This is a genomic window from Lysobacter fragariae (genome assembly GCF_054779775.1).
Map to the genome: position 1 here is coordinate 159,980 of NZ_BAAGXP010000011.1, position 21,857 is coordinate 181,836.

Annotated in this window: 19 protein-coding genes; 7 read left to right on the plus strand and 12 right to left on the minus strand. The window is 66.3% G+C overall.

Annotation, left to right across the window (positions count from 1 at the left end; all coding sequences use genetic code 11):
* Window positions 1-57: 57 nt before the first annotated feature.
* On the minus strand, window positions 58-1,179 hold the full coding sequence (locus ACYVD7_RS11610; RefSeq protein ID WP_460763248.1) for a PA0069 family radical SAM protein: 1,122 nt from the start codon (window positions 1,177-1,179) through the stop codon (window positions 58-60).
* 94 nt (window positions 1,180-1,273) lie between these two features.
* On the opposite strand from ACYVD7_RS11610, the gene cls reads away from it, so the two are divergent.
* From cls to ACYVD7_RS11625, 3 genes are all read left to right on the plus strand, one after another.
* Complete coding sequence (gene cls, locus ACYVD7_RS11615; RefSeq protein WP_460763250.1) at window positions 1,274-2,713, plus strand: cardiolipin synthase; 1,440 nt, start codon at window positions 1,274-1,276, stop codon at window positions 2,711-2,713.
* Between the two features lie 305 nt (window positions 2,714-3,018).
* Window positions 3,019-3,273: a hypothetical protein gene (locus ACYVD7_RS11620; RefSeq protein WP_460763253.1), complete on the plus strand. Its 255-nt coding sequence runs from the start codon at window positions 3,019-3,021 to the stop codon at window positions 3,271-3,273.
* Window positions 3,274-3,329: 56 nt separating this feature from the next.
* On the plus strand, window positions 3,330-4,094 hold the full coding sequence (locus tag ACYVD7_RS11625) for a pyridoxine 5'-phosphate synthase (protein WP_460763256.1): 765 nt from the start codon (window positions 3,330-3,332) through the stop codon (window positions 4,092-4,094).
* Window positions 4,095-4,301: 207 nt separating this feature from the next.
* Here the strand turns inward: ACYVD7_RS11625 and ACYVD7_RS11630 are convergent, their stop codons facing one another.
* The 11 genes from ACYVD7_RS11630 to dnaA form a co-directional block, all read right to left on the minus strand.
* Window positions 4,302-4,712, minus strand: a complete 411-nt coding sequence (locus ACYVD7_RS11630; RefSeq protein ID WP_460763258.1) for an ExbD/TolR family protein — start codon at window positions 4,710-4,712, stop codon at window positions 4,302-4,304.
* A gap of 427 nt (window positions 4,713-5,139) precedes the next feature.
* Window positions 5,140-5,556 carry an ExbD/TolR family protein gene (locus ACYVD7_RS11635; protein WP_460763261.1) on the minus strand — a complete coding sequence of 139 codons (417 nt, stop codon included), beginning with the start codon at window positions 5,554-5,556 and terminating at the stop codon, window positions 5,140-5,142.
* 21 nt (window positions 5,557-5,577) lie between these two features.
* Window positions 5,578-6,015, minus strand: coding sequence for an ExbD/TolR family protein (locus ACYVD7_RS11640; protein ID WP_460763264.1), 438 nt, complete (start codon window positions 6,013-6,015; stop codon window positions 5,578-5,580).
* Between the two features lie 36 nt (window positions 6,016-6,051).
* Entirely contained in the window at window positions 6,052-6,813 is a 762-nt protein-coding gene (locus ACYVD7_RS11645) for a MotA/TolQ/ExbB proton channel family protein (RefSeq protein ID WP_460763266.1), read from the minus strand.
* A gap of 94 nt (window positions 6,814-6,907) precedes the next feature.
* Window positions 6,908-7,579: an energy transducer TonB gene (locus tag ACYVD7_RS11650; protein WP_460763269.1), complete on the minus strand. Its 672-nt coding sequence runs from the start codon at window positions 7,577-7,579 to the stop codon at window positions 6,908-6,910.
* A 150-nt stretch (window positions 7,580-7,729) separates the two neighbouring features.
* Window positions 7,730-8,947 carry a tetratricopeptide repeat protein gene (locus ACYVD7_RS11655; protein WP_460763271.1) on the minus strand — a complete coding sequence of 406 codons (1,218 nt, stop codon included), beginning with the start codon at window positions 8,945-8,947 and terminating at the stop codon, window positions 7,730-7,732.
* Window positions 8,948-9,072: 125 nt separating this feature from the next.
* Complete coding sequence (locus tag ACYVD7_RS11660) at window positions 9,073-9,876, minus strand: M48 family metallopeptidase (RefSeq protein WP_460763273.1); 804 nt, start codon at window positions 9,874-9,876, stop codon at window positions 9,073-9,075.
* A gap of 202 nt (window positions 9,877-10,078) precedes the next feature.
* Window positions 10,079-12,535, minus strand: coding sequence for a DNA topoisomerase (ATP-hydrolyzing) subunit B (gyrB, locus tag ACYVD7_RS11665; RefSeq protein ID WP_460763276.1), 2,457 nt, complete (start codon window positions 12,533-12,535; stop codon window positions 10,079-10,081).
* A 266-nt stretch (window positions 12,536-12,801) separates the two neighbouring features.
* A complete protein-coding gene (gene recF, locus ACYVD7_RS11670; protein WP_460763279.1) occupies window positions 12,802-13,932 on the minus strand; it encodes a DNA replication/repair protein RecF in 1,131 nt (376 codons plus the stop codon).
* Between the two features lie 180 nt (window positions 13,933-14,112).
* A complete protein-coding gene (dnaN, locus tag ACYVD7_RS11675; protein WP_460763282.1) occupies window positions 14,113-15,213 on the minus strand; it encodes a DNA polymerase III subunit beta in 1,101 nt (366 codons plus the stop codon).
* Window positions 15,214-15,997: 784 nt separating this feature from the next.
* Window positions 15,998-17,338 (minus strand): chromosomal replication initiator protein DnaA, encoded by a 1,341-nt coding sequence (gene dnaA, locus ACYVD7_RS11680; RefSeq protein WP_460763285.1) that lies wholly within the window; start codon window positions 17,336-17,338, stop codon window positions 15,998-16,000.
* A 343-nt stretch (window positions 17,339-17,681) separates the two neighbouring features.
* On the opposite strand from dnaA, the gene rpmH reads away from it, so the two are divergent.
* The 4 genes from rpmH to mnmE all read left to right on the plus strand — a co-directional run bounded on the left by rpmH (window position 17,682) and on the right by mnmE (window position 21,628).
* Entirely contained in the window at window positions 17,682-17,822 is a 141-nt protein-coding gene (rpmH, locus tag ACYVD7_RS11685) for a 50S ribosomal protein L34 (RefSeq protein WP_031374044.1), read from the plus strand.
* A 110-nt stretch (window positions 17,823-17,932) separates the two neighbouring features.
* Entirely contained in the window at window positions 17,933-18,373 is a 441-nt protein-coding gene (gene rnpA, locus ACYVD7_RS11690) for a ribonuclease P protein component (RefSeq protein WP_460763288.1), read from the plus strand.
* A 41-nt stretch (window positions 18,374-18,414) separates the two neighbouring features.
* Window positions 18,415-20,127, plus strand: a complete 1,713-nt coding sequence (gene yidC, locus ACYVD7_RS11695; protein ID WP_460763290.1) for a membrane protein insertase YidC — start codon at window positions 18,415-18,417, stop codon at window positions 20,125-20,127.
* 160 nt (window positions 20,128-20,287) lie between these two features.
* Window positions 20,288-21,628 carry a tRNA uridine-5-carboxymethylaminomethyl(34) synthesis GTPase MnmE gene (gene mnmE, locus ACYVD7_RS11700; RefSeq protein ID WP_460763293.1) on the plus strand — a complete coding sequence of 447 codons (1,341 nt, stop codon included), beginning with the start codon at window positions 20,288-20,290 and terminating at the stop codon, window positions 21,626-21,628.
* The last annotated feature ends 229 nt before the right edge of the window (window positions 21,629-21,857 follow it).

Here is a 21,857-nt window from a genome sequence, read left to right on the forward strand (position 1 = left end):
GCTCGCCCTGGAGCGCCCGGCCTCGAGTACTCAGCCTTGAACACTTGCCCTGAAGCCCTAGAACAGCTGGCCCTGTGGCGAAGCTTCGCGCGGCGGCGAGGCTTTTTGGGGAGGAGCAAATCTGCTCGCGTCCAGCGGCGGTAACCGACCAAAGCCCAGCCGCGCGTGCGCCTTGGCAAAACGCTGTGCGATCAGTTGCGCGAACGGTCCCTCGCCACGCATCCGCTTGCCGAAGCCGCTGTCGTAATCCTTGCCGCCACGCATCTGCCGGATCAGGCTCATCACGTGCGCGGCGCGATCGGGATGGTGCAGCTGCAGCCACTCGCGCCAGATTTCCTTCAGCTCGTGCGGCAGGCGCAGCAGCACGTAGCCAGCGGCGCGGGCGCCATGATCGTGGGCGGCTTCGAGGATGTGCTCGATCTCGTGATCGGTGATCATCGGCACGACCGGCGCCACCATCACGCCTACCGGAATGCCGGCATCGGCCAGGGCCTTCATCGCGCGCAGCTTCGCGTGCGGTGCCGATGCGCGCGGCTCCATCTTCGCGGCCAGGTGGTTGTCGAGCGTGGTGATGGAGAAGTAGGCGGTGACCAGGCGTTCGCGTGCCATCGGTGCGAGCAGGTCGATGTCGCGTTCGATCAGTGCGCCCTTGGTGATGAAGCTCACCGGGTGCTTCGTCTCCGCCAGCACCTGCAGGCATTCGCGGGTGATCCGGTAGCGGCGCTCGATCGGCTGGTAGGCGTCGGTATTGATGCCCAGCGCGATCGGCGTGCAGCGGTACGACGGCTTCGCCAGTTCCGCGCGCAGGCGTTGCGCGGCATTCGTCTTCGCGAACAACTTCGTTTCGAAGTCGAGTCCCGGCGACAGGTCGAGATAGGAATGCGACGGCCTGGCGAAGCAGTAGACGCAGCCATGCTCACAACCCCGGTACGGATTCACGGATGCGGCGAAGCCGATGTCCGGTGAATCGTTGCGGCTGACGATGCTGCGCGCCTGCTCCTCGGTGACCGTGGTCTGCGATCGCGCCGGATCGACGAGTCCTTCGTAAACCGAACCCCAGCCGTCGTCCTCACCCCGCGTCGTGGTGACGGCATAGCGGCCGTGGGTGTAGCTGGCCGCACCGCGGCCCTTGATGGGTGCCTGCGGCTTGAGTGCATCGGAATCGCGCGCGTCGTCCATGCGCTTACGTTACGCTCGCTGCGTCGCAACGTTCGCGACGCCGCCGCAACAATTTAGCCTGTTTCAGTCCAGCCCCTCCGTCCAGACAAAACCCATGCCCGACGCCCTGCGCGACCTGTGGGCCGCCCTGCTCGCCACGCCCCACCTGCGGCTCTACCTCACCGTCGCGTGGGTGGTGTACCTGTTGTGGCTGGGCGGCTGGATCATCCTGCAGAAGCGCGAACCGGCAGCGACACTGAGCTGGCTGGTCAGCCTGGCTGCCCTGCCCTACGTCGGCTTCGCCATCTACTACCTGTTCGGGCCGCAGCGCATCCATCGGCAGCGCCTGCGTCGCATCCGCGCGCGGGCGCGGTTGCCGTCGCTGCCGGAGGGACTGCTGCCCAACGCCGAAGCCATCGAGCTGGCCCGCCTCGCGCAGGCCACGACCGGTTTGCCGCCGAGCTCCGCGACCAGCGCACGCCTGCTGGTCGATGGCGGCGCCAAGTACGCCGCGCTGCTGGCGGATGTGGCCGCGGCGCGCGAGTACATCCATCTGGAGTACTACATTTTCTATCCCGACCACACCGGTGGCGCGCTGCGCGACGCATTGGTCGAACGCGCACGCGCCGGGGTCAAGGTGCGGTTGCTGCTGGACGCGGTGGGTTCGGGCAAGACACCCGCGAGTTTCTTCCGCGACCTGCTCGACGCCGGCGGTGAACTGGCGTGGTTCCACCCGATGCGCTTCGGCATGCGCTTCTGGAAGCGGCCGTGGTTGAACATGCGCAGCCACCGCAAGATCGTGGTGATCGACGGCGACATCGCCTACACCGGGGGCATCAACATCACCGACGAGGAAGACGAACACCTGCGCAGCGACGCCTACCGCGACCTGCACCTGCGCGTGACCGGCGACGTCGTGCGTTCGCTGCAACTGGTGTTCATCGAGGACTGGTCCTATGCGACCGGCGGGTCGCCGCTGCCGCTGGCGCCGCCATCGCGACATCCCGGACCGGTGGCTGTGCAGGTGCTGGTGTCGGGTCCGGATTCGTCGTGGGAGGCGATCCATCGTCTGCACGTCAGCGCGATCCACGCGGCGACGCGGCGGGTGTGGCTGGCCACGCCCTACTTCGTTCCCGGCGAGGCGGCGCGGATGGCGCTGACATCGGCAGCGCTGGGCGGGCTGGACGTACGCCTGCTCGTGCCGCGGGTGAGCGACAGCAAGGTAGTGACGCTGGCGGCGCGTTCGTATTACGACGAGCTGCTTTCCGCCGGGGTGAAGATCCACGAGTACGGACCGCGCATGCTGCACACCAAGGCGTTGTTGTGCGACGACGACCTGGCCATCGTCGGCAGCGCGAATTTCGACCACCGCAGCTTCCGGCTCAACTTCGAGGTCTCGCTGCTGTGTCGCGACGCGCACGTCTGCGCGGAGCTGGCGACGCTGCTCGAAGCCGAGTGTGCATCCGCCACGCGCGTGCCCACCGAACGCGAGCGGCCGCTGCTGCGCGCGCGCCTGCCCGAAGCGCTGGCGCGGCTGGTGTCGCCACTGCTATAGGGCCGGTTTCGAGGTCTCAACCACCTGGAATTGTCATTCCGGGCGTAGTGAGGAATCTCTGGAATCAACGGCATGGATCTCTCCCTACACACGAAATGACCTTTGTTCGGCGCTTCCCCAAGCCCGTTACCGCCTTCCGGGTAAGCCGTCTGGTTCTGCGCGTGCACCTTGCGGCCGCAGTCCGCAGCTTCCGGATGCACGGCCCGCGCCATGCGACCGGCGGCACGTTCCCGCCACCGCGCCTGCCGACTGCGGGTGGACACCGCGTTACACTCCCGCGCATCGGCAATCCGGATGGAGTTCCCATGCCCTGGCTGTACCTGCTGCTATCGCTCGGCGCCATGGCGCTCGCGTTCAAGGCCTCCGGCCTGTTGTTGGGCCTGTGCCTGCTCGCCTCGCTGGCGCTGCTGGTGGTGTTCGTACTGAAGCTCGCCGAACAGCGCATCGGCACCCGCACCCGCGACGAAGCGTTGATGCTGGATCCGGCAGAAATGCGCCGCCTGCGCGAACTGGCCGAGGCGCGCAAGCTGGAAGCGTCGCAGAAGGAATCGCGTCCCTAATCGCGGGTCACACGCTATTCCATCGCGGCACGGGGCCGGCGACCTACAATGCGCGCATGACCGTCCTCAGCGTCAACGTCAACAAGATCGCCGTGCTGCGCAATTCGCGCGGTGGCGACGAACCCGACATCATCCGCGCCGCGCGCACCTGCCTGGATGCTGGCGCGCACGGCATCACCGTGCATCCGCGGCCCGATGCGCGCCATGTGCGCGCCGACGACGTCCTCGCGCTGGCGGCGCTCACCCGCGAGTACGGCGTGGAGTTCAACCTGGAAGGCAACCCGTTTGCGCCGCCACGCGACGGCTACCCAGGTTTCCTTGCCCTTTGCGAACAGGTGCGCCCGGCGCAGGCGACGTTGGTCCCCGACGGCGATGCCCAGCTGACGTCCGACCACGGGTTCGATTTCGCCCGCGATGCCAGCGCCCTGCAACCGCTGGTTGCCACACTGAAGTCGCTGGGCTGCCGGGTCAGCCTGTTCGCCAATGCACACACGGACGGTGACCTCGACGACATGCGCCATGCCGCATCGACGGGTGCCGAGCGGGTCGAGCTGTACACCGGACCATTTGCCGAGGCGTATGCGGGGGGCGATGCGGCTTCGATGCAGGCGCGGTTCGCCGCGACCGCGGTCCGCGCACAGGCCGCCGGGCTCGGAGTCAACGCCGGCCACGACCTGAGCCAAGCCAACCTTGGCAGCTTCATCCGTGCTGTCCCGGGTGTGCTGGAAGTATCGATTGGCCACGCGCTGATCGGCGAAGCCCTGTACGCCGGGCTGGATGCGACGGTGCGTGGCTACTTGCGGATCCTGGCTTCGACCTGAGAATTGTTCCTGCGGTAGGCGTTTTGTCGCCCTGCCCCGTCAGACGCCAGTCGGTTCTGGTTGTCGCGGCATTGGAACGGGCGCCCAGGCTGGGGCCAGGTCAACACCCGAAGCCTCGCGTGTACTGACTCACTCGCGACATCTCCGCTCGAAGGCGTGCGGTCCGTGGCAGGCTCGGAGGCCTTGCCTGCCACGGGATCCACTCCGTCAGCGTTGCAGCGCGATGTTGGTAATACCGCTGTTCCGCGCCGCCGCCAGCGCTCCGGAGAACGACTGGTAATCGGCATCGGCGTTGGCCGCGATCTCGACGATGGTGTTGGGCGCATCGCGCGCCACGCTGGCCAGGCTCGCCTGCAATGCCGCCGCGGTCAGCGTCGCTCCATCCAGCGCGTAGGTTCCGTCCGCCTGCACGCTCAGCGTCATCTTCACCGGCTTGATCGGCGGGGAGCTGTCGCGGGGTGCCTGCGGCAGGCGCATCTCCATCGTGCGCGTCATCATCGGCGCGGCGACCATGAAGATGATCAGCAGCACGAGCATTACGTCGACCAGCGGGGTGATGTTCATCTCCGCCATTGCGCGGCCGGAGCGGGAGTCGCTTGCGTATGCGGACATTGCCATGGTGCCTCCTCCTGGGTTGTGGTTCCGATGGCGCCGGGTGGTTCGTACCTGAGGTGTTGACGACTTCACGCTACGCCTGCGTATGGAATGGCCGCAATCGCGCAACGACGGCGCGGTTTGTGATTGATTCAGCTTCATCGCAGCCAGGCACACCCAACCGGCGCTGGGTCCAGTCACCAACGCGCGGGGTTGGGATTCGGGGTTACCGCTGGCCACTGTGGCGTTGCCTGATGCCGAGTGGTTTGGCGATGCCGGGTTTGAGACGCTCTGCTTGAGTCGCCTTGCCTGAATCGCTTCGCTTGAATCGCCCCGGCTGAATCGCGCTGGCTGAATCGCGCCGGCTAAGTCGCGCAGACAAAAAAACGCCGCCCGGGGGCGGCGTTTTCACGACTTGTTGCGGTAAGCGGTGACGCTTCCGCCAGCGGCCTTACTGCACCTGGACGAAGCCGATCTTCTGCATGTCGGCGTTCTTCGCCCGTGCCAGCACGTTGGCGAGGATGCCGTAATCGGCATCCGGATTGGTATCGATCTCGAGCAGCGGCTGGTTCGTCGGGTCCTTGGCGACCTCGTTGACCATCTGCTGCTGCAGGATCTTGATGTCGACCGGCGAGTCGTTCCAGTAGATCACGCCAGCGGCGTCGATCCGGAGACGGATCGGCGGCGGCGGAACCTTGTCCTGCTTGGGCGGATTGAGCATCCGCTGCGGCAGGTTGACTTCGATCGGGTAGGACAGGATGGGCGCGGTCACCATGAAGATGATCAGCAGCACCAGCATCACGTCGACGAGCGGCGTGACGTTGATGTCGGCCATCGGGCCACCACCACCACCAGTTGCAAATGCCATGTCTAGTTTCTCCGGTGGGGGTTACTGACCGCGACGGTCCTTGATGGCGACGAAGCCGACCTTACGCATACCCTGGTTCTGGGCGATCGTCACGATCTCCTGAACCAGCTTGTACTTGGCCGTCTTGTCGCCGCGCACGTTGACCTGTGCCTGCGGATCCTTCTGCGCCTCGATCGAGAAGCGGCTTTCCAGCACGCCCTTGTTGATCGGTTCGTCATTCCAGTAGAGCGCGCCGGTGTCTTCGATGGCGATGGTGATCGGCGTGACCAGCTGCACCTTGGTTGGGTCGCGCTTGTCGAGATTGGCCTCGGGCAGGTCGACCTTCACCTTGTGGGTCATCAGGGGCGCCGTGATCATGAAGATGATCAGCAGCACCAACATCACGTCGACGAGCGGCGTGACGTTGATCTCCGCCATCGGGCGACCACCACCACCACCGCTATCAGAACTGAAAGCCATGTCCGGACTCCGAAACGTCTACTGGATTTAGGACGATCAGCGCTTGCCGCCGACTTCGCCGACGCGCGAGCCGGTGGCGAAGAAGTCGTGCAGGTCGTGGGCGAAGGTGTCGAACTTGTTGTTCGTCACGCGGTTCAGGCGGGTGAAGAAGTTGTACGCCAGCACCGCCGGGATCGCGACGAACAGGCCCATCGCGGTCATGATCAGCGCTTCACCGACCGGACCGGCAACGGCGTCGATCGAGGCGTTGCCCGACATGCCGATGCGGATCAGTGCGTGGTAGATGCCCCACACGGTGCCGAGCAGGCCGACGAACGGCGCGGTTGAACCGACGGTGGCGAGCACGGTCAGACCGGCTTCCAGGCGCGAGCTTTCGCGGGTCACACCCTGACGCAGGGCGCGGTCGACGAACTCGGAACGGTTCAGCGACTCAACCAGGCGCGAGCCTTCGTGACGCTGGTGGTGGGCGGCGGCCTGGGCGGCGTCGAGGGCGATCTTGGAGAACGGCTCGGCGCGCGACTGGTCTTCCATGAAGCGGATGGCGTCCTGCGCGTTCGGGGTTTCCCAGAACGTGCTGATGACGCGATCGCTGCTGGTCTTCAGGCGCAGGTTCTTGAGGAAGTTCATGACGATCCAGTAGACCGACAGGACCGACATCACGGCGAGCGTGATGAAGACGATCCAGCCGACCAGATCGAAGTTTTGCAGCAGGTGGGCAAAGCTCATCTGCTGAAGAGCGGCGGCGTTGGAGCCTCCGGCCTGGGCCGCACCGGCGGCGGCGGTGGTTTCCTGCAACATGACGCTTACCTTTTTAGTCGTGGAAGGTGGGATTACAAGTAATTACAAGTAACAGCAATGTTCACTGTCCGTCAGGCGGTGACCCGCCGGACGGTCAGAGGTTGAAAACTACCGGGACACGGACCGTACTGGGGACCGGCTGGCCGTTTTCCTTGGCCGGGCTGAAACGCCACTTCTTGCGCTTCGGGGCTTCCATCGCGGCCCGGTCGAGGTCGCGGTTGCGGCTGCCCTTTTCGATACGGACGTTAAGCACGGTGCCGCTGGCGTCGATGTCGACCAGCAGGATGACGGTACCGGTGATGCCAGCGCGGGCCGCGGACGGCGGGTAGTCCGGCGGGTTCATGCGCTGCGACGACGGATCAATCGAACCGGCGATGGTTTCCGACGGGCGCGGCGGCGACGGCGGCGACGGCGGTTCCGGCGGCAGGTCGACCGGGCTCGGGTCATCCACCTCGATCGGCGGCTGCTCCGGCGGCGGCGGCTGGACCGGCGTCGGGGTCGGCGGCGACAGCTGACGGATCGGCTGCGGCGGCGGCGGTTCCTCCGGCGGCGGCGGCGGCGGCGGCGGCGGCGGCGGCGGCGGCGCCAGGTTGACGATGGTCACCTCTTCCTCGGCCTTTTCCGCCGACGGCGGGGTGAGCGGGGCGAGCAGCAGCAGCAGGGCGGCGACGTGGATCGCCAGCGCCATGGTGATACCGGTGATTCGAGCCCAATTAAGACCTTCGGGCTCGTCGTCGTGGGTGTGAATTTCGAGGGCTTGCGTCATGCGCCGTAGCTCGGGAAGTGATTTCCGGACGCAGAGCGCCGCGGGCGATATTCGGTGCCTGCGGCTTGGAACCGCAGGAACCTCCTAGCATATACCAACTTGCACCTATGCTTCCAAGCGCAAGTTGTGCTTTTTATGTTGGCAAAGCGTTTATTTGGCAGGGAGCGCCAGAATTTTCTTGGCGTCGTCGGGCTTCTTCAGGCCCTTCGCCATTGCCTGCTTCGCCGCTTCCTTGGCTTCCGGAACTCGGTCTTCCTGCCACAGCAGTCGTGCCAGGTTGAGGTAGGTTTCGCCATCGGGTGCCAGCGGCGCGGCCTTGCGGTAGGCGTCGATCGCCGGCGCGATCTGGTCGGAGAAATAATACGACTGCGCCAGCGCCAGGTAGCTCTGGTAGTCGGGCTTGAGGATGCCCTTCTGCAGCCCTTCCTGGACGATGCCGGCGACTTCCTTCTCCTTGCCCTCCATGTTGAGGTAGGCGGAGTAGAGGGCACGGTAGTCCTTTTCCTCGGTCAGCAGGCCGGCGGCGCGCATCTTTTCCATGGTCGCGGCGGACTTGTCGTACTTGTCGCCCTGCGCGTAGACGGCGGCCAGGTTCATCTGCGCCTTCTTGTCGTTGGGCTTGGCGGCGGCGATGCGTTCGGCGATCTTGACCGCCTCGTCGTTCTTGCCGGATTCGGAATAGCTGGCCATCAGCAGCGAGAGCCACTGTTCCTTGGGTTCGGGCGTGGCCTCAACCAGCTGCTTGAAGACGGCCGCGGCTTCGTCGTACTTCTCCAGTTGGTAAAGGGTCTGGCCCTTCAGTGCGAGGTGGTCGGGATTGGTGCTGCCCGACTCGCTCAGGAAGCGGTCGAGCGTAGCGGCACCTTCCTTCATCGTGGCTTCGTCCTGCAGCTGCAGCTGGGCCAGCATGTACATCGCGTTGAAGTGGTTGTTGTTGTCGAGGGCGTTCAGGTCGATCGCCTTCTTCATGTAGCTGATCGCGGCCGGGAGGTCGTCCGCGTTGTAGGCGGCCTGCGATGCCAGCTGGGCGGAGAAGGCGTGGTCGTAGCCGTTGTAGTCCTCGTTGGCGAGGACCTCATCGGCGAGCGTCCGCACATCGGCGTACTTCTCGCCGTCGAACAGCTTGAGCAGCTTTTCCAGCTTGGCGCGGGCCTTGGCGGAGGTCCTCACTTCCGGTGCGACGCGGGTGGCGCTGGGATATTGCTGCGCGGTCTTGTCCTTGTCCTTCTTGCTCGCTTCGCGCTCGGCGCGGCGTTGCGAACCGGCTCCGGCAGTGCTCTGGGCCTGGGCGGTGACACTGCCCAAGGCAAGCACGGCGGCGACGGTGGCAGCCAGCACGGTGTGGCGACGGGAAGGGGAAGGAGTCATGACAATCACCTTGTTCGAAACGGCCCGTCCGTTGGGCAAGAAAGGGTCGGGACCCGGGGGGCCGTCACGCTAACAGAAACGTCCGGCGGCGCGAAACGGGGTCTACGCCGTTCCGTGCGGCGCGTTCATCCACACTTTGGGGTATGGCCGCTCGCGCGGGCCTGTTGGTAGGTGGGCATCAATCCACCGGCGCGTTTGCGTAGCTCGTTGATGCGCGCCTGCGGATCGGGGTGCGTCGACAGCCATTGCGGTGGCCGGCTCTGGCTGGCCGTAATCATGTTTTCCCACAGGTTAACCGCCTGCTGCGGATCGAAGCCCGCACGCGCCATCAGCTGCTGGCCGACAACGTCCGCCTCGGTTTCCTGGGTGCGGTTGTTGGGGAGCAGGAAGGCCGCCTGCACCGCGGCACCGCCGAGCTGCTGGGTCGCGCTGGCGGCACCCTGGCCGTAGGCCGAACCGACGATCGCGCCAACAATGCCCAGCCCGGCCTGCGCGCCGACCTGTCGGGTCACGCGTTCGTCATGGTGGCGCGAGACCACGTGGCCGATCTCGTGCGCGACCACGGCGGCCAGCTGGTCCTGGTTCTTCGCCACGGTGAAGATGCCCGTGTAGATGCCGACCTTGCCGCCCGGCAGCGCGAACGCGTTGGGCGAGGTATCGACGAACAGCACGGTTTCCCAGTTGTACTGCCATTGCGGCGGCAGTTCGCGGGTAATGGTGTTCACCACGCAACGTACGTACGCGTTCTGGCGGCTGTCGCGGCTTTCGGGCTTCTGCGCGCGGGTTTCGTTGAACGCCTGGATGCCCATGGCGTTGAGCTGATCCTGCGACACCGCGCCCACGCGCTGGGTGCGGCCGGTGGGCGAGGTGGTGGTGGCGCAGGCGGCGACCAGGGCGACGATCGGCACGGCGAGCAGCAGTCGCTTCATCGCGGAATTCCTGAACAGGTATGAGGCGTTGTAGTCGGGCGTGTATTAACGCTTCGTCAACGACGACCGGACAAGCTGTTTTCGGGCGGGATGCGACAAGCTGAGCGAGGCCCACGCGAGCGCACCCGTGCTTCGTCCTGCGCTCCAGGCAGGACGCGAAGGTCCGGGCGTCGATCGCGACGACGCCCGCCGACAGCACCGGTCAGACGTCGAGGTTGGCGACCTTCAGTGCATTCTCTTCGATGAAGTCGCGGCGCGGTTCGACCACGTCGCCCATCAGCGTGGAGAAGATCTGGTCGGCAGCGACGGCGTCCTCGATGCGCACCTGCAGCAGGCGACGTGTTTCCGGATTGACCGTGGTGTCCCACAGCTGCTCGGGATTCATTTCGCCCAGGCCCTTGAAGCGCTGGATCTGGCGACCCTTCTTGGCTTCGTCGAGCAGCCATGCCTGCGCATCGGCGAAGCTGAGCACCGCCTGTTCGCGGTTGCCGCGCACGATCTTCGCGCCTTCGCGGATCAGGCCATGCAGCAGGGCCGCGGCTTCGCGCAGGGCACGCAGTTCGCCGCCTTCGAACGCGGCCAGTGGCAACACCTGGGTGTGGTCGACGCCCATGTGGGTGCGGTGCACGAGCAGCGCCGCCTGGCGCGCTTCGTTCGCGGGATGCAGTTCGATGCGGTAACGCGGCTTGCCCAATCCAGTGCGGTTGAGACGCGACTGCAACGCGTCGAGTTCGTGGCGTTCGTCGATGTTGCTGCTGAGCGTGGCGGCGTCGAGCGGCGTGAAGTCGATCAGCGCTTCCAGCACGCTGGGATCGTAGCGATGCGCGTTGCGTGCGATCGCTTCGCGTGCGCCGGCGTAGGCGAGCAGCAGCTTCTCCAGCGCGACGCCGGCAATCGGCGGTTCGCCGCTGGCGGGAACCAGCGCGGCACCTTCGACGGCATTGCCGGCGAGGTACGCATCGAGCGCGGCATCGTCCTTCAGGTACAGCTCGGTCTTGCCCTGCTTGATCTTGTAGAGCGGCGGCAGGCCGATGTAGATGTGGCCGCGTTCGATCAGCTCCGGCATCTGCCGGTAGAAGAACGTCAGCAGCAGCGTGCGGATGTGCGAGCCGTCGACGTCGGCGTCGGTCATCAGGATGATGCGGTGATAGCGCAGCTTGTCGGGGTTGTATTCATCCTTGCCGATGCCGGTGCCCAGCGCGGTGATCAGCGTGCCGACTTCGGCGGAGGCGAGCATGCGGTCGAAGCGGGCGCGTTCGACGTTGAGGATCTTGCCCTTGAGCGGCAGGATCGCCTGGGTCTTGCGGTTGCGGCCCTGCTTGGCGGAGCCGCCGGCCGAGTCACCCTCGACGATGAACAGTTCGGACTTGGCCGGATCCTTTTCCTGGCAGTCGGCGAGCTTGCCGGGCAGGCCGGCGATATCCAGCGCGCCCTTGCGGCGGGTGAGGTCGCGCGCCTTGCGCGCGGCTTCGCGCGCGCGGGCAGCGTCGACGATCTTGCCGGCGATGGCGCGGGCTTCGTTGGGGTGTTCCTGCAGGAACTCCTCCAGGCGCGCGCCGAACGTGTTTTCGACGACCGGCCTGACCTCGGAGCTGACCAGTTTTTCCTTGGTCTGCGAGGAGAAACTCGGGTCCGGCACCTTCACCGACAGCACCGCGATCATGCCTTCGCGCATGTCGTCGCCGGACAGGGTGATCTTGGCCTGCTTGGCGATGCCGTTCTGTTCGATGTAGTTCGACAGCGTGCGCGTGAGCGCGGCACGGAAGCCGATCAGGTGGGTGCCACCATCCTTCTGCGGGATGTTGTTGGTGAAGCAGAACATCGTTTCCTGGTAGGCGTCGGTCCACTGCAGGGCGACGTCCACGGTGATGCCATTCATCTCACCAGACACTGAGATTACATTCGGATGCAGCGGCGTCTTGAGTTGCGCCAGGTGCTCGACGAAGGAACGGATGCCGCCTTCGTACTGGAAGACGTCCTTCTTGCCTTCGCCGCGCTCGTCGATCAGCGTGATCTTCACGCCGGAATTCAGGAACGACAGCTCGCGCAGGCGCTTGGCCAGGATGTCGTAGTGGAATTCGACGTCGGTGAAGATCTCCACCGAGGGCTGGAAGCGGAGCAGGGTGCCGCGCTTACCGGAATCTTCCAGGTGCTTGAGCGGATAGAGCGGCTCGCCCAGCGCGTATTCCTGGCGGTAGTGGCCGCCGTCGCGCCAGATGTCCAGCCACAGGTGCGAGGACAGCGCGTTGACCACCGACACGCCCACACCGTGCAGGCCGCCGGAAACCTTGTAGCTGTTGTCGTCGAACTTGCCGCCCGCGTGCAGCACGGTGAGGATCACCTCGGCTGCGGAGACGCCTTCTTCCTTGTGGATGTCGACCGGGATACCGCGGCCGTTGTCGGACACCGAGCAGGAACCGTCGTCGTGCAGGGTGACGATGACCTCGTTGGCGTGGCCGGCGAGGGCCTCGTCGATCGAGTTGTCCACGACCTCGAAGACCATGTGGTGCAGGCCGGTGCCGTCATGCACGTCGCCGATGTACATGCCCGGACGCTTGCGAACGGCTTCCAGACCCCGCAGGACGGTGATCTTGCTGGAGTCGTAGGTCTGGGTGGGTTCAGCGGGAGAGGGGTCTTGCGAGGGGTCGTGCTGGGACATGCGGAAACGGGCTCCGGGATGCGGTTTTCGCCGCCCGGAGTGGGGGCGCGACGCGCATCGAGACTCTTTAATTGCAAGAGCCGGAGTATAGCCGTTCGGGCTTGGCGACGGGGTTTGGTTCCACGTGGAACACGGGCGGGAGCGAGAGTTGGCTGCGCTTTCAACTGGTTCCAGAACTTGCGGCGGAGGGTGATTTCTCTCCCTGGGTTCGGAAGGGGAACTAACTGGTGTTCCACGTGGAACAATTTATCAAGGCGGCCACACCCTCAGGCGGGAGTGACACTCCCGGCACCCACCTGGAATCGGCTCAGTTCGACGGCGAGCCCTTCCAGCCCAGGTGGGACGTCGGTACCCGTGACGAATACCTGGGCGCCACAGCCCACCAGCTGCTCGAGAACCCGGCGCTGGTGGTGGCGATCGAGTTCGGAGGCCAGATCATCCAGCGCCACCACCGGCCATTCACCACGGTTGTCGGCGTAATGGGCTGCCTGTGCCAGCAAGACCGCCAGCGCGACGAGCTTGGCTTGCCCCCGAGACAGCGCCTCACGGCCAGGGACAGCCCCCAGAGCGGGAGCCCAGTCGGCACGGTGCGGTCCCACTGAGGTATGCCCCGCCATCAGGTCCCGATCCCGGGCCAGAAGCAGGGCATCTGCCAGCGAGAGCTCTTCTCGCCGCCAGCCACTGGTGTAGATCAGCTCCCCGGAGCCCAGCGCTGGCGCCAGCTCAGCGATCAGTCCGGCGAAGCGGGGCTGCAACGCATCGAGGTAGGCCTGCCGATAGCGGGAGAGGGGTTCACCGGCGTCCGCCAGCTCGAAATCCCAGGCGTCGAGCTGGGCGTCACGGGCCCGGGCCTTGAGCAGGGCGTTGCGCTGCTTCAGCGCCCGGGCATAGCGCCGCCAGACGGGCAGGAAATCTGGTTCCACGTGGAACAGGCCCCAATCAAGGTACCGGCGGCGGGGCTCGCCGCCGCCGCTGACCAGTGCGTGGCTGCCCGGATCGAAGCTCACGACAGCCAGCGCCGCGCACAACTCCCCCAGATGTCCGACCGGTCCCCCGTCCAGACGCCCGGTCCAGTCCTGGCCGCTGTGGCGCAGGCCGGCCCGGCGCGGGCGCTGATAGATCGGGGCGACCTCCGCCACACCCGCTGCCGGGGCCGGCGACCGGCTGGACTCCAGCCATTCGACGAACACCTCAAGCGCAGGCGCACCGGTTCGGACCAAGCCGTCGCGGACGCGCCCGCGGAAGCTGCGCCCGTACGCCATCAGGTGCAGCGCCTCCAGGACGCTGGTCTTGCCGGCGCCGTTGTCGCCGGTCAGCAGGTTCAACCCGGGGCCCGGAGATAGGCTGGCATCAGTGAAGCAGCGCAGTTGGCGCAAATCCAGGCGGGTTACGTGCATGGGCTCATTGTGGCGGAGAGACGTAACGGCGCGAAGACCGAGCGGGTAGGGGCGATCGCCGCGGTGAGCGCACCCGGAGTTCCGCTGTCTAGGCGGCCCATTACCAACGCGACCCAAGCCTTCCCGAAAAAGAAAACGCCCGGCGAACCGGGCGTGTTTCACGTGGAACATCAACGACCGTCAGAGCCGCAGCGGCATCACCACATGGCGGCAGCGATCGTTGCTGGCCTCACGGACCAGCGCCGACGAATTGGCGTCGCGCAGGGCGACGACCACGTTCTCTTCCTTCAGCGAGCTGAGCGCGTCCAGCAGGTAGTTCACGTTGAAACCCACCGCGAGGTCGGACACGCGGGTATCGGCTTCGACCTCTTCCTGCGCTTCTTCCTGTTCGGGGTTGTGGGCGCTGATCTTCAGCTGGCCCGGCGAGACCTCGATGCGGACACCGCGGTACTTCTCGTTGGACAGGATCGCAGCGCGCTGCAGCGAGGCCCGCAGGACTTCGCGGTCGATCCGCACTTCCTTGTCGGCACCGATCGGGATCACCGCTTCGTAATCCGGGAAACGGCCGTCGATCAGCTTGCTGGTGAAGGTGACATCGTCGCGCTTCACGCGCAGGTGGCTGCGACCCATCTCCAGCTCGAGCTCGCGTTCCCCGCCTTCGAGCAGGCGCTGCAGTTCGGTCACGCCCTTGCGCGGCACGATGATCTGGCGCTTGGTACTGGCGCCGCCTTCCAGAGGGGCCTCGCACAAAGCAAGGCGGTGACCGTCGGTAGCCACGCAGCGCAGCGAGGACTCGCGCAGGTCGAACAGCAAGCCGTTGAGGTAGTAGCGCACGTCCTGCTGGGCCATCGCGAACGCGGTGCGTTCGATCAGCTCCTTGAGCGCGGCTTCCGGGACGCGAACGCGCTCGGTGGCTTCGACTTCATCGATCGACGGGAAGTCGTTGGCCGGCAGCGACGACAGGGTGAAGCGGGACCGCCCAGCCTGCACCGTGATCTTTTCGGCCGCCTGCGACACGGTCACCTTGCTGCCATCGGGCAGCGCACGAACGATCTCGAACAGCTTGCGCGCCGGAATGGTGGTTTCGCCGTCCTGCGCATCGTCGACGGCAATACGCGAGACCATCTCGACTTCCAGGTCCGTGCCGGTCAACGAGAGCTGTCCGCTCTTCACCTGAACCAGCAGGTTGGCGAGGACCGGCAAGGTCTGTCGACGCTCAACGACGTTGACGACCTGGGCCAGGGGCTTCAGAAAAACTTCGCGTTGCAGGCTGAAACGCATTCGATGGCCGCTCCCGGATACCAAAACAGAATTAGTGAATAAATCAAAAGACTGGTGATGATGGAGCCGCGAAAAACTGCGGAAAACCTATCCAAGTCTTTGATTTAAATAACAAAACGTCCGCTTGAAAGGTCTGTAGAACCCCGGCGGACTCACCGGCACAAGCTGTGGATAACTTTGACACCCTGGTTCGACGTGCGACTTGTCCACAGCTTGTGGGCCAGTGCTCCAGAGGTGGCTGTGGGCAACCTTGCTGTCCACCTGCTATCCACAGATTCCCCACAGGCCGGTTCGCCGAGCGTGTACCGGGCCGCGGGTGTCCGTTCAGATGCGAACGATACCGCGCCCGCGGCTGGCGCGCAGTGGCTTAACCGAAAATATTGCGTCCCGCATCCGTCCGGCCCCTAGGGGTGGCGGTTGGATCCATGCCTGGGCTGTCTCCGGCGCCAGCGAAAAGACGCTTGCCGCGTGCGTTCAGGGGATCTGGAAGGGCATCTCCCGGACAATCCATCCACAGGGTTCAGCCCGACGAGCGCTGGCAATCCGTCGCGAACTGGCTTCAATAGTGATTCGATGCGGAGCGGGGCACCCGGGCCCGGCCTTGGGCGAGCAGCAACACACACCAGGGCCTCAAGGCGCCGTGTGCGACCGGGCCGCTGGCGACCGCAACGCGCACTGGAGTGATGGTGAAGTGGGCACGCATCCGCAACGCGTGCGCGCAGCCCGTGTCCGCCCCAGAAGGCGAAGCCCGCTTTGGGCCGCGACGGCGCGGCCGCCACGCGTCTTACTCGCTGAGTTTGCGGATCAACTTGTCCCAGTCTTCGCGCAGCTTGCCGTCGGTGTCCATCAGGGTGCGGATCTGGCGGCAGGCGTGGAGGACGGTGGTGTGGTCGCGGCCGGCGAAGGCGTCGCCGATTTCCGGCAGGGAATGCTCGGTCAGTTCCTTGGCGAGCGCCATCGCGACCTGGCGCGGACGCGCCAGCGAACGCGTGCGTCGCTTGCTCAACAGGTCCTTGATCTGCAGGCCGTAATAGTCGGCCACGACCTTCTGGATGTTGGGAATGCCGATCGCCTGCTGCTGCGCGCGCAGCAGGTCGCGCAGGGTTTCCTGGGCGAACTCGACCGTGATCGCGCGGCCGGTGAAGTTGGCACGCGCGGCCAGGGTGTTGAGTGCACCTTCGAGGTCGCGCACGTTGCTGCGCATCTTCTTCGCGAGCAGGTAGGCGACGTCTTCGGGGATGTTCGCACCACGCTCGAGCGCCTTCGACAGCACGATCTGCGCGCGGGTTTCGAAATCCGGCGGATCGATCGCGACCGACAGGCCCCATCCCAAGCGCGATTTCAACCGCGGCTCGAGGCCTTCGACTTCGCGGGGGAAGCGGTCGCAGGTCAGGATGATCTGTTGCTTGCCGTCGATCAGCGCGTTGAAGGTGTGGAAGAACTCTTCCTGGGTACGGTCCTTGCCGGCGAAGAACTGGATGTCGTCGATCAGCAGCGCGTCGACCTGCTGGAACTGGCGCTTGAACGCCGCCATGCCGTTGGTCTTGTCCTGCAGCGCCCGCATCAGCTCGGCGAGGAACTGCTCGCTGCGCAGGTACTTCACCCGCATGTTCGGATTGGCGGCGCGCATCGCGTTGCCGGCCGCGAACATCAGGTGGGTCTTGCCCAGGCCGGTGCCGCCGTACAGCAGCAACGGATTGTGCGCGCGATCGCCGGGATGCGCGGCGGCCTGCATCGCCGCGGCGCGGCCGAGCTGGTTGCTGCGCCCTTCGACGAAGTTGTCGAAGGTGTAGTGCGGATCGAGCTTGCCGTCGAAGGGTTCGCTGCGGACGGGTTCGGCGCCGCCGCGGACGGGAATGGATTCGCTCTGCGTGGCCACCGGGGCCAGGCGCGGCAGTGCGCCGATCTCGAGCAGCACTTCGGCACTGCCGGCGAAATAGCTCAGCAGCTCGCGGATGCGGGCCAGGTAGCGCTCGCGCACGTGCTCGACGACGAAGGCATTGGGCGCGTAGAGCACCGTAACGTCGTCGCGACGGGTCGCCTGCAGGGGCTTGAGCCAGGTGTGGACGTCCTCGGCCGGGTATTCGGCTTCAAGGCGTTCCAGGCAGCGGGGCCAGGCTTCCATGCTGTCGGAGGCACGATTCACAGAGGCTGGACTCAGTTCGGACATGACCACGCGGGATCTATTGCGGAGGAGTCGCCCGCCAACGCCGGCGAAAGCCGGTGCGGCCACGATGGCTGGCATCGCGACGCAGGTGGGCAGGGGGTCGGTCAGACTATCACCGCGCCGGGTCGGTCGCACCGCTTGAAATTTACGCACCGGGCCGATCCGTGGTGGCGATCAATGGATGACAGGAGCGCCGCCGGCGCAGCCCGCCCGCTTGGCCGGGTTTGGGTCGGGTTGACCCTACCCCCGGGCTGCCGCTAGAATCGCCGGTCTTTTCCGCCGTACAAAGCCCGAGCCGACCATGGCCACCAAGCGCACCTACCAGCCCAGCAACCTCAAGCGTAAGCGCGACCACGGTTTCCGTGCCCGCATGGCGACCGCCGACGGCCGCAAGATCCTTGCCCGCCGCCGCGCCAAGGGCCGCAAGCGTCTTTGCGCCTAAGCGCGCGTCGCTGCGACTGATTCGCGCGGACTTCGCGCGTAGCGCACTGCGAAGTGCCGCGCCGCGAAGCGCTCCGCCCGGTCGCCTGCTCCCGCTGGCGACCTGATGAAATGCCTACCATGACCGCCCGCTTCCCGCGCAGTGCGCGGGTACGTGCGCGTGTGGACTTCGACCGGATCTTCGAGCACGGTCGCCGCCAGGCCACGCCGCGCCTGGCCCTGCATTGGCAGGCCACCCCGACGCCACCCCGCCTGGGCCTGGCCGTCTCGCGCAAGGTCGATCCCAACGCCGTTGGCCGCAACCGCATCAAGCGCGCCCTGCGTGACGTATTCCGCCACCATCGCGAACAGCTGGCCAGCGGTGACTATGTCGTCGTCGCCCGCGTCGCGGCGCGCGAAGCCACCCGCGAACAGCTGGAACGCCACTTCCTCGACCTGTTGCGCCGCGCCGGTGCGTTGCCGGTGTCACCGGCGCCCGGCACAATGCCGGCCCCTGCCGTGTCGACTGTTCCCGGGCTTGCATCGCCCGGCCACGACCCCACCTCCGCCTGACATTCGCGCCGACCCCTGCGTCGGCTGAGCCTGCCTGCCCCATGAACCAGACCCGCCTTTTCCTCGTCTTCGCCTGGCTGATGGTGGCCACCCTGCTGTGGATGGAGTGGGGCAAGCAGCACGCCGCCCCGACCACGCCGACCGCTACTGAATCGGCCACGGCCGCCCCCGCGGCGGGCAACATCCCCGGTGTGGTTGCCGCAGGTGTCCCGACGGCGGCGGTGCCGACCGCCACGATCCCGGGTGCGAGCGTGCCCGCGGCCGCCGGCGCCAGCGTTGCAGCGACTCCGGCGAGCGCTCAGGCAGTGACTGTCACCACCGACGTCCTGCGCGTCGTGCTCACCGGTGGCGAACTGCGCCAGGCCGACCTGCTGAAATATCCGGCGGCTGCCGCGAACGACAGCGCGCCGGTCCGCCTGCTGGCCGACGACAAGGCGAATTTCTTCGTCGCCCGCACCGGCTGGACCAGCGAGGCTGGCGTCGCGCCGGGCATCACCGGCTTCGCGCCCGAGGGCGCGCAGCACGACTTCACCTTGGCCAACGGCGGCAACGACATCGTCGTGCCCTTCACTTGGACCGGCGCGAACGGCGTCACCATCCACCGGACCTACACGTTCCAACGCGGCAGCTATGTCGTGCAGGTGCGTGACCAGGTCCGCAACGCCGGAAGCGCGCCGTGGCAGGGCTATGTCTATCGCGAACTTTCCCGCGTCCCGCGCGCGCTGACCCGCAAGGGTCCGATGAACGCCGAGGGCTACAGCTTCCAGGGCGCAGCGTGGTACGACACCGCGAATTACGAGAAGTGCAAGTACGACAAGTTCGCTGACGACTGCGACCTGAACCAGACCGTCACCGGCGGCTGGATCGGCATGCTGCAGCACCACTTCTTCGGCAGCTGGATTCCGCAGAAGGACCAGGCCGCGCTGTTCACGCTCGGTGTCGACCACGGCACGTACACGATCCTGGCGTCGGGCCCGGCGTTCAACCTGCCCGCCGGTGGCAGCGCCGATACCTCCGCGCGCCTGTGGATCGGCCCCAAGCTGGTCAACCAGATCCAGGCGCAGCACGTGAAGGGACTCGATCGCGCGGTCGACTTCTCGTCCTATGCGTGGGCTGCCACGCTGGCTGGTTGGCTGTTCTGGGTACTGGAAAAGCTGCACGGCCTGCTGCGCAACTGGGGCTGGGCGATCGTCGGCCTGGTGGTGCTGATCAAGGCCGCGATGTACCCGCTGTCGCGTGCGCAGTACCAGTCGATGGCGAAGATGCGCAAGTTCCAGCCGCGCATCAAGCAACTGCAGGAGCGCTACGGCGACGACAAGCAGAAGCTCAACATGGCGATGATGGAGCTGTACAAGAAGGAGAAGATCAACCCGGTCGGCGGTTGCCTTCCCATCCTGCTGCAGATGCCGGTATTCCTGTGCCTGTACTGGATGCTGTCGGAGTCGGTGGAACTGCGCCACGCACCGTGGATCGGCTGGATCACCGACCTCACCTCGCGCGACCCTTACTTCATCCTGCCGGTGATCAACATCGCAGTGATGTGGGCGACGCAGAAGCTGTCGCCGGCCGCGCCGGGCATGGACCCGATGCAGCAGAAGATGATGCAGTACATGCCGCTGGTCTTCGGCGTGCTGTTCGCCTTCATGCCGGCCGGCCTGGTGCTGTACTGGATCACCAACGGCGGCCTTGGCCTGCTGCAGCAATGGTGGATGACGCGGCGCTTTGCCGAAGAACCCGTGAAGACGCCGGCCTGACGCCAGCAGCCATGCTGACACCACGAAGCCCGCCGCATGGCGGGCTTCGTTTTTCTGCAGGTGCCGCGGCGCCAAACGAACCGCATCACGAGCGACGGTGCGGTCATGGCACCGGCTATCCTTGCGCTCACACCCAAGTCCATTCACCGCCCACGCACGCATGGTCCCGAACACCACCATCGTCGCTGTTGCCACCGGACCCGGTGCCGCGGGTATCGGCGTCGTGCGCCTGTCGGGTGGGCGCGCCCGCGCGATCGCGGAAGCCATCAGCGGAAAACGCCTGAAGCCGCGCATGGCCCGGCATGTCCGCTTTGCCGCCGCCGATGGCGACACCATCGACGACGGCATCGTCCTGTATTTCCAGAACCCGGCGAGCTACACCGGCGAAGACGTGGTGGAACTGCAGGCGCACGGCAGCCCGGCGATCCTCGAAGAACTGGTGAAGCGTTGCGTCGAGCTCGGCGCGCAGCGCGCACGCGCGGGCGAATTCAGCGAGCGCGCCTTCCTCAACGGCAAGCTCGACCTCGCGCAGGCCGAAGCCGTGGCGGACCTCATCGCCGCCGCGGATGTCCGCGCCGCCCGCGCGGCACGGCGTGCACTTGACGGCGAATTCTCCCGTCGCGTCGACGCGCTCGCTGCCGAACTGCTGGCCATCCGCGTCCACGTCGAAGCGGCCATCGACTTCGCCGACGAACCCATCGACACGCTCGGCGGTGCACAACTGCGCTCACGCCTGCACGTGGTGTCGCAGGCACTCGATGACCTGCTGCGCGCGGCGCAGCGTGGGCGTCGTCTTCGCGATGGCCTGCATGCGGTGATTGTCGGGCCGCCCAATGCCGGCAAGAGTTCGCTGCTCAATGCCCTCGCCGGCAGCGATCGCGCCATCGTCACCGACATCGCCGGCACCACCCGCGACCTGTTGCATGAAGTCGTGCGAATCGATGGCGTCGAACTGACACTGGTCGACACTGCCGGCCTGCGCAGCGGCGGCGACGTGATCGAACGCGAAGGCATGCGCCGTGCGCGCGACGAACTGGAACGCGCCGACCTGGCGATCATCGTGGTGGACGCGCGCGATCCGGACGGCGGCCGCGCCGCGGTGGCCGACGCCATCGACGGCGTTCCCTACCGCCTGTGGCTGCACAACAAGTCCGACCTGCTTGCCGATGCCGCCGCCGCCCTGGCACCCGACCACCTGGCAGTCTCGGCCCGTACCGGTGCCGGGTTGGAGACCCTGCACGCCCGCCTGCGCGCGCTGGCCCAGGGCGGCGCGGGTGACGCCGGGGAGGGCGCCTTCACAGCCCGTGCCCGCCATGTCGATGCACTGGATCGCGCCCGCGTGGAACTCGACGCCGCCGCGGCCCAACTGGCCCACGACGTTCTGGACCTGGCGGCGGAATCGCTGCGGATGGCGCACGACGCCCTCGGCGAAATCACCGGGCGCGTCCGCGCCGACGACCTGCTCGGCCATATCTTTTCCAGCTTCTGCATCGGCAAGTAGCACGGCGGGCGATAGCCGCGGCCGTCGTGGCTTGGCGGGCGAGGGAAGGGGCCGCGCCCGAATCACCCCCACGCAGGGACCCCCGGCTGCACCCTGGCCCGACGCCGGCAAATAGCGGACATTCGTGGCAGTTTCGCGGCATGGATCCTGAACAAGCACGCGTAAGTATCGATTGCGCTTGACAAACCCCGCACGCTGGCGCGTCACTTAGCGCTGTGCGCGCCGACAA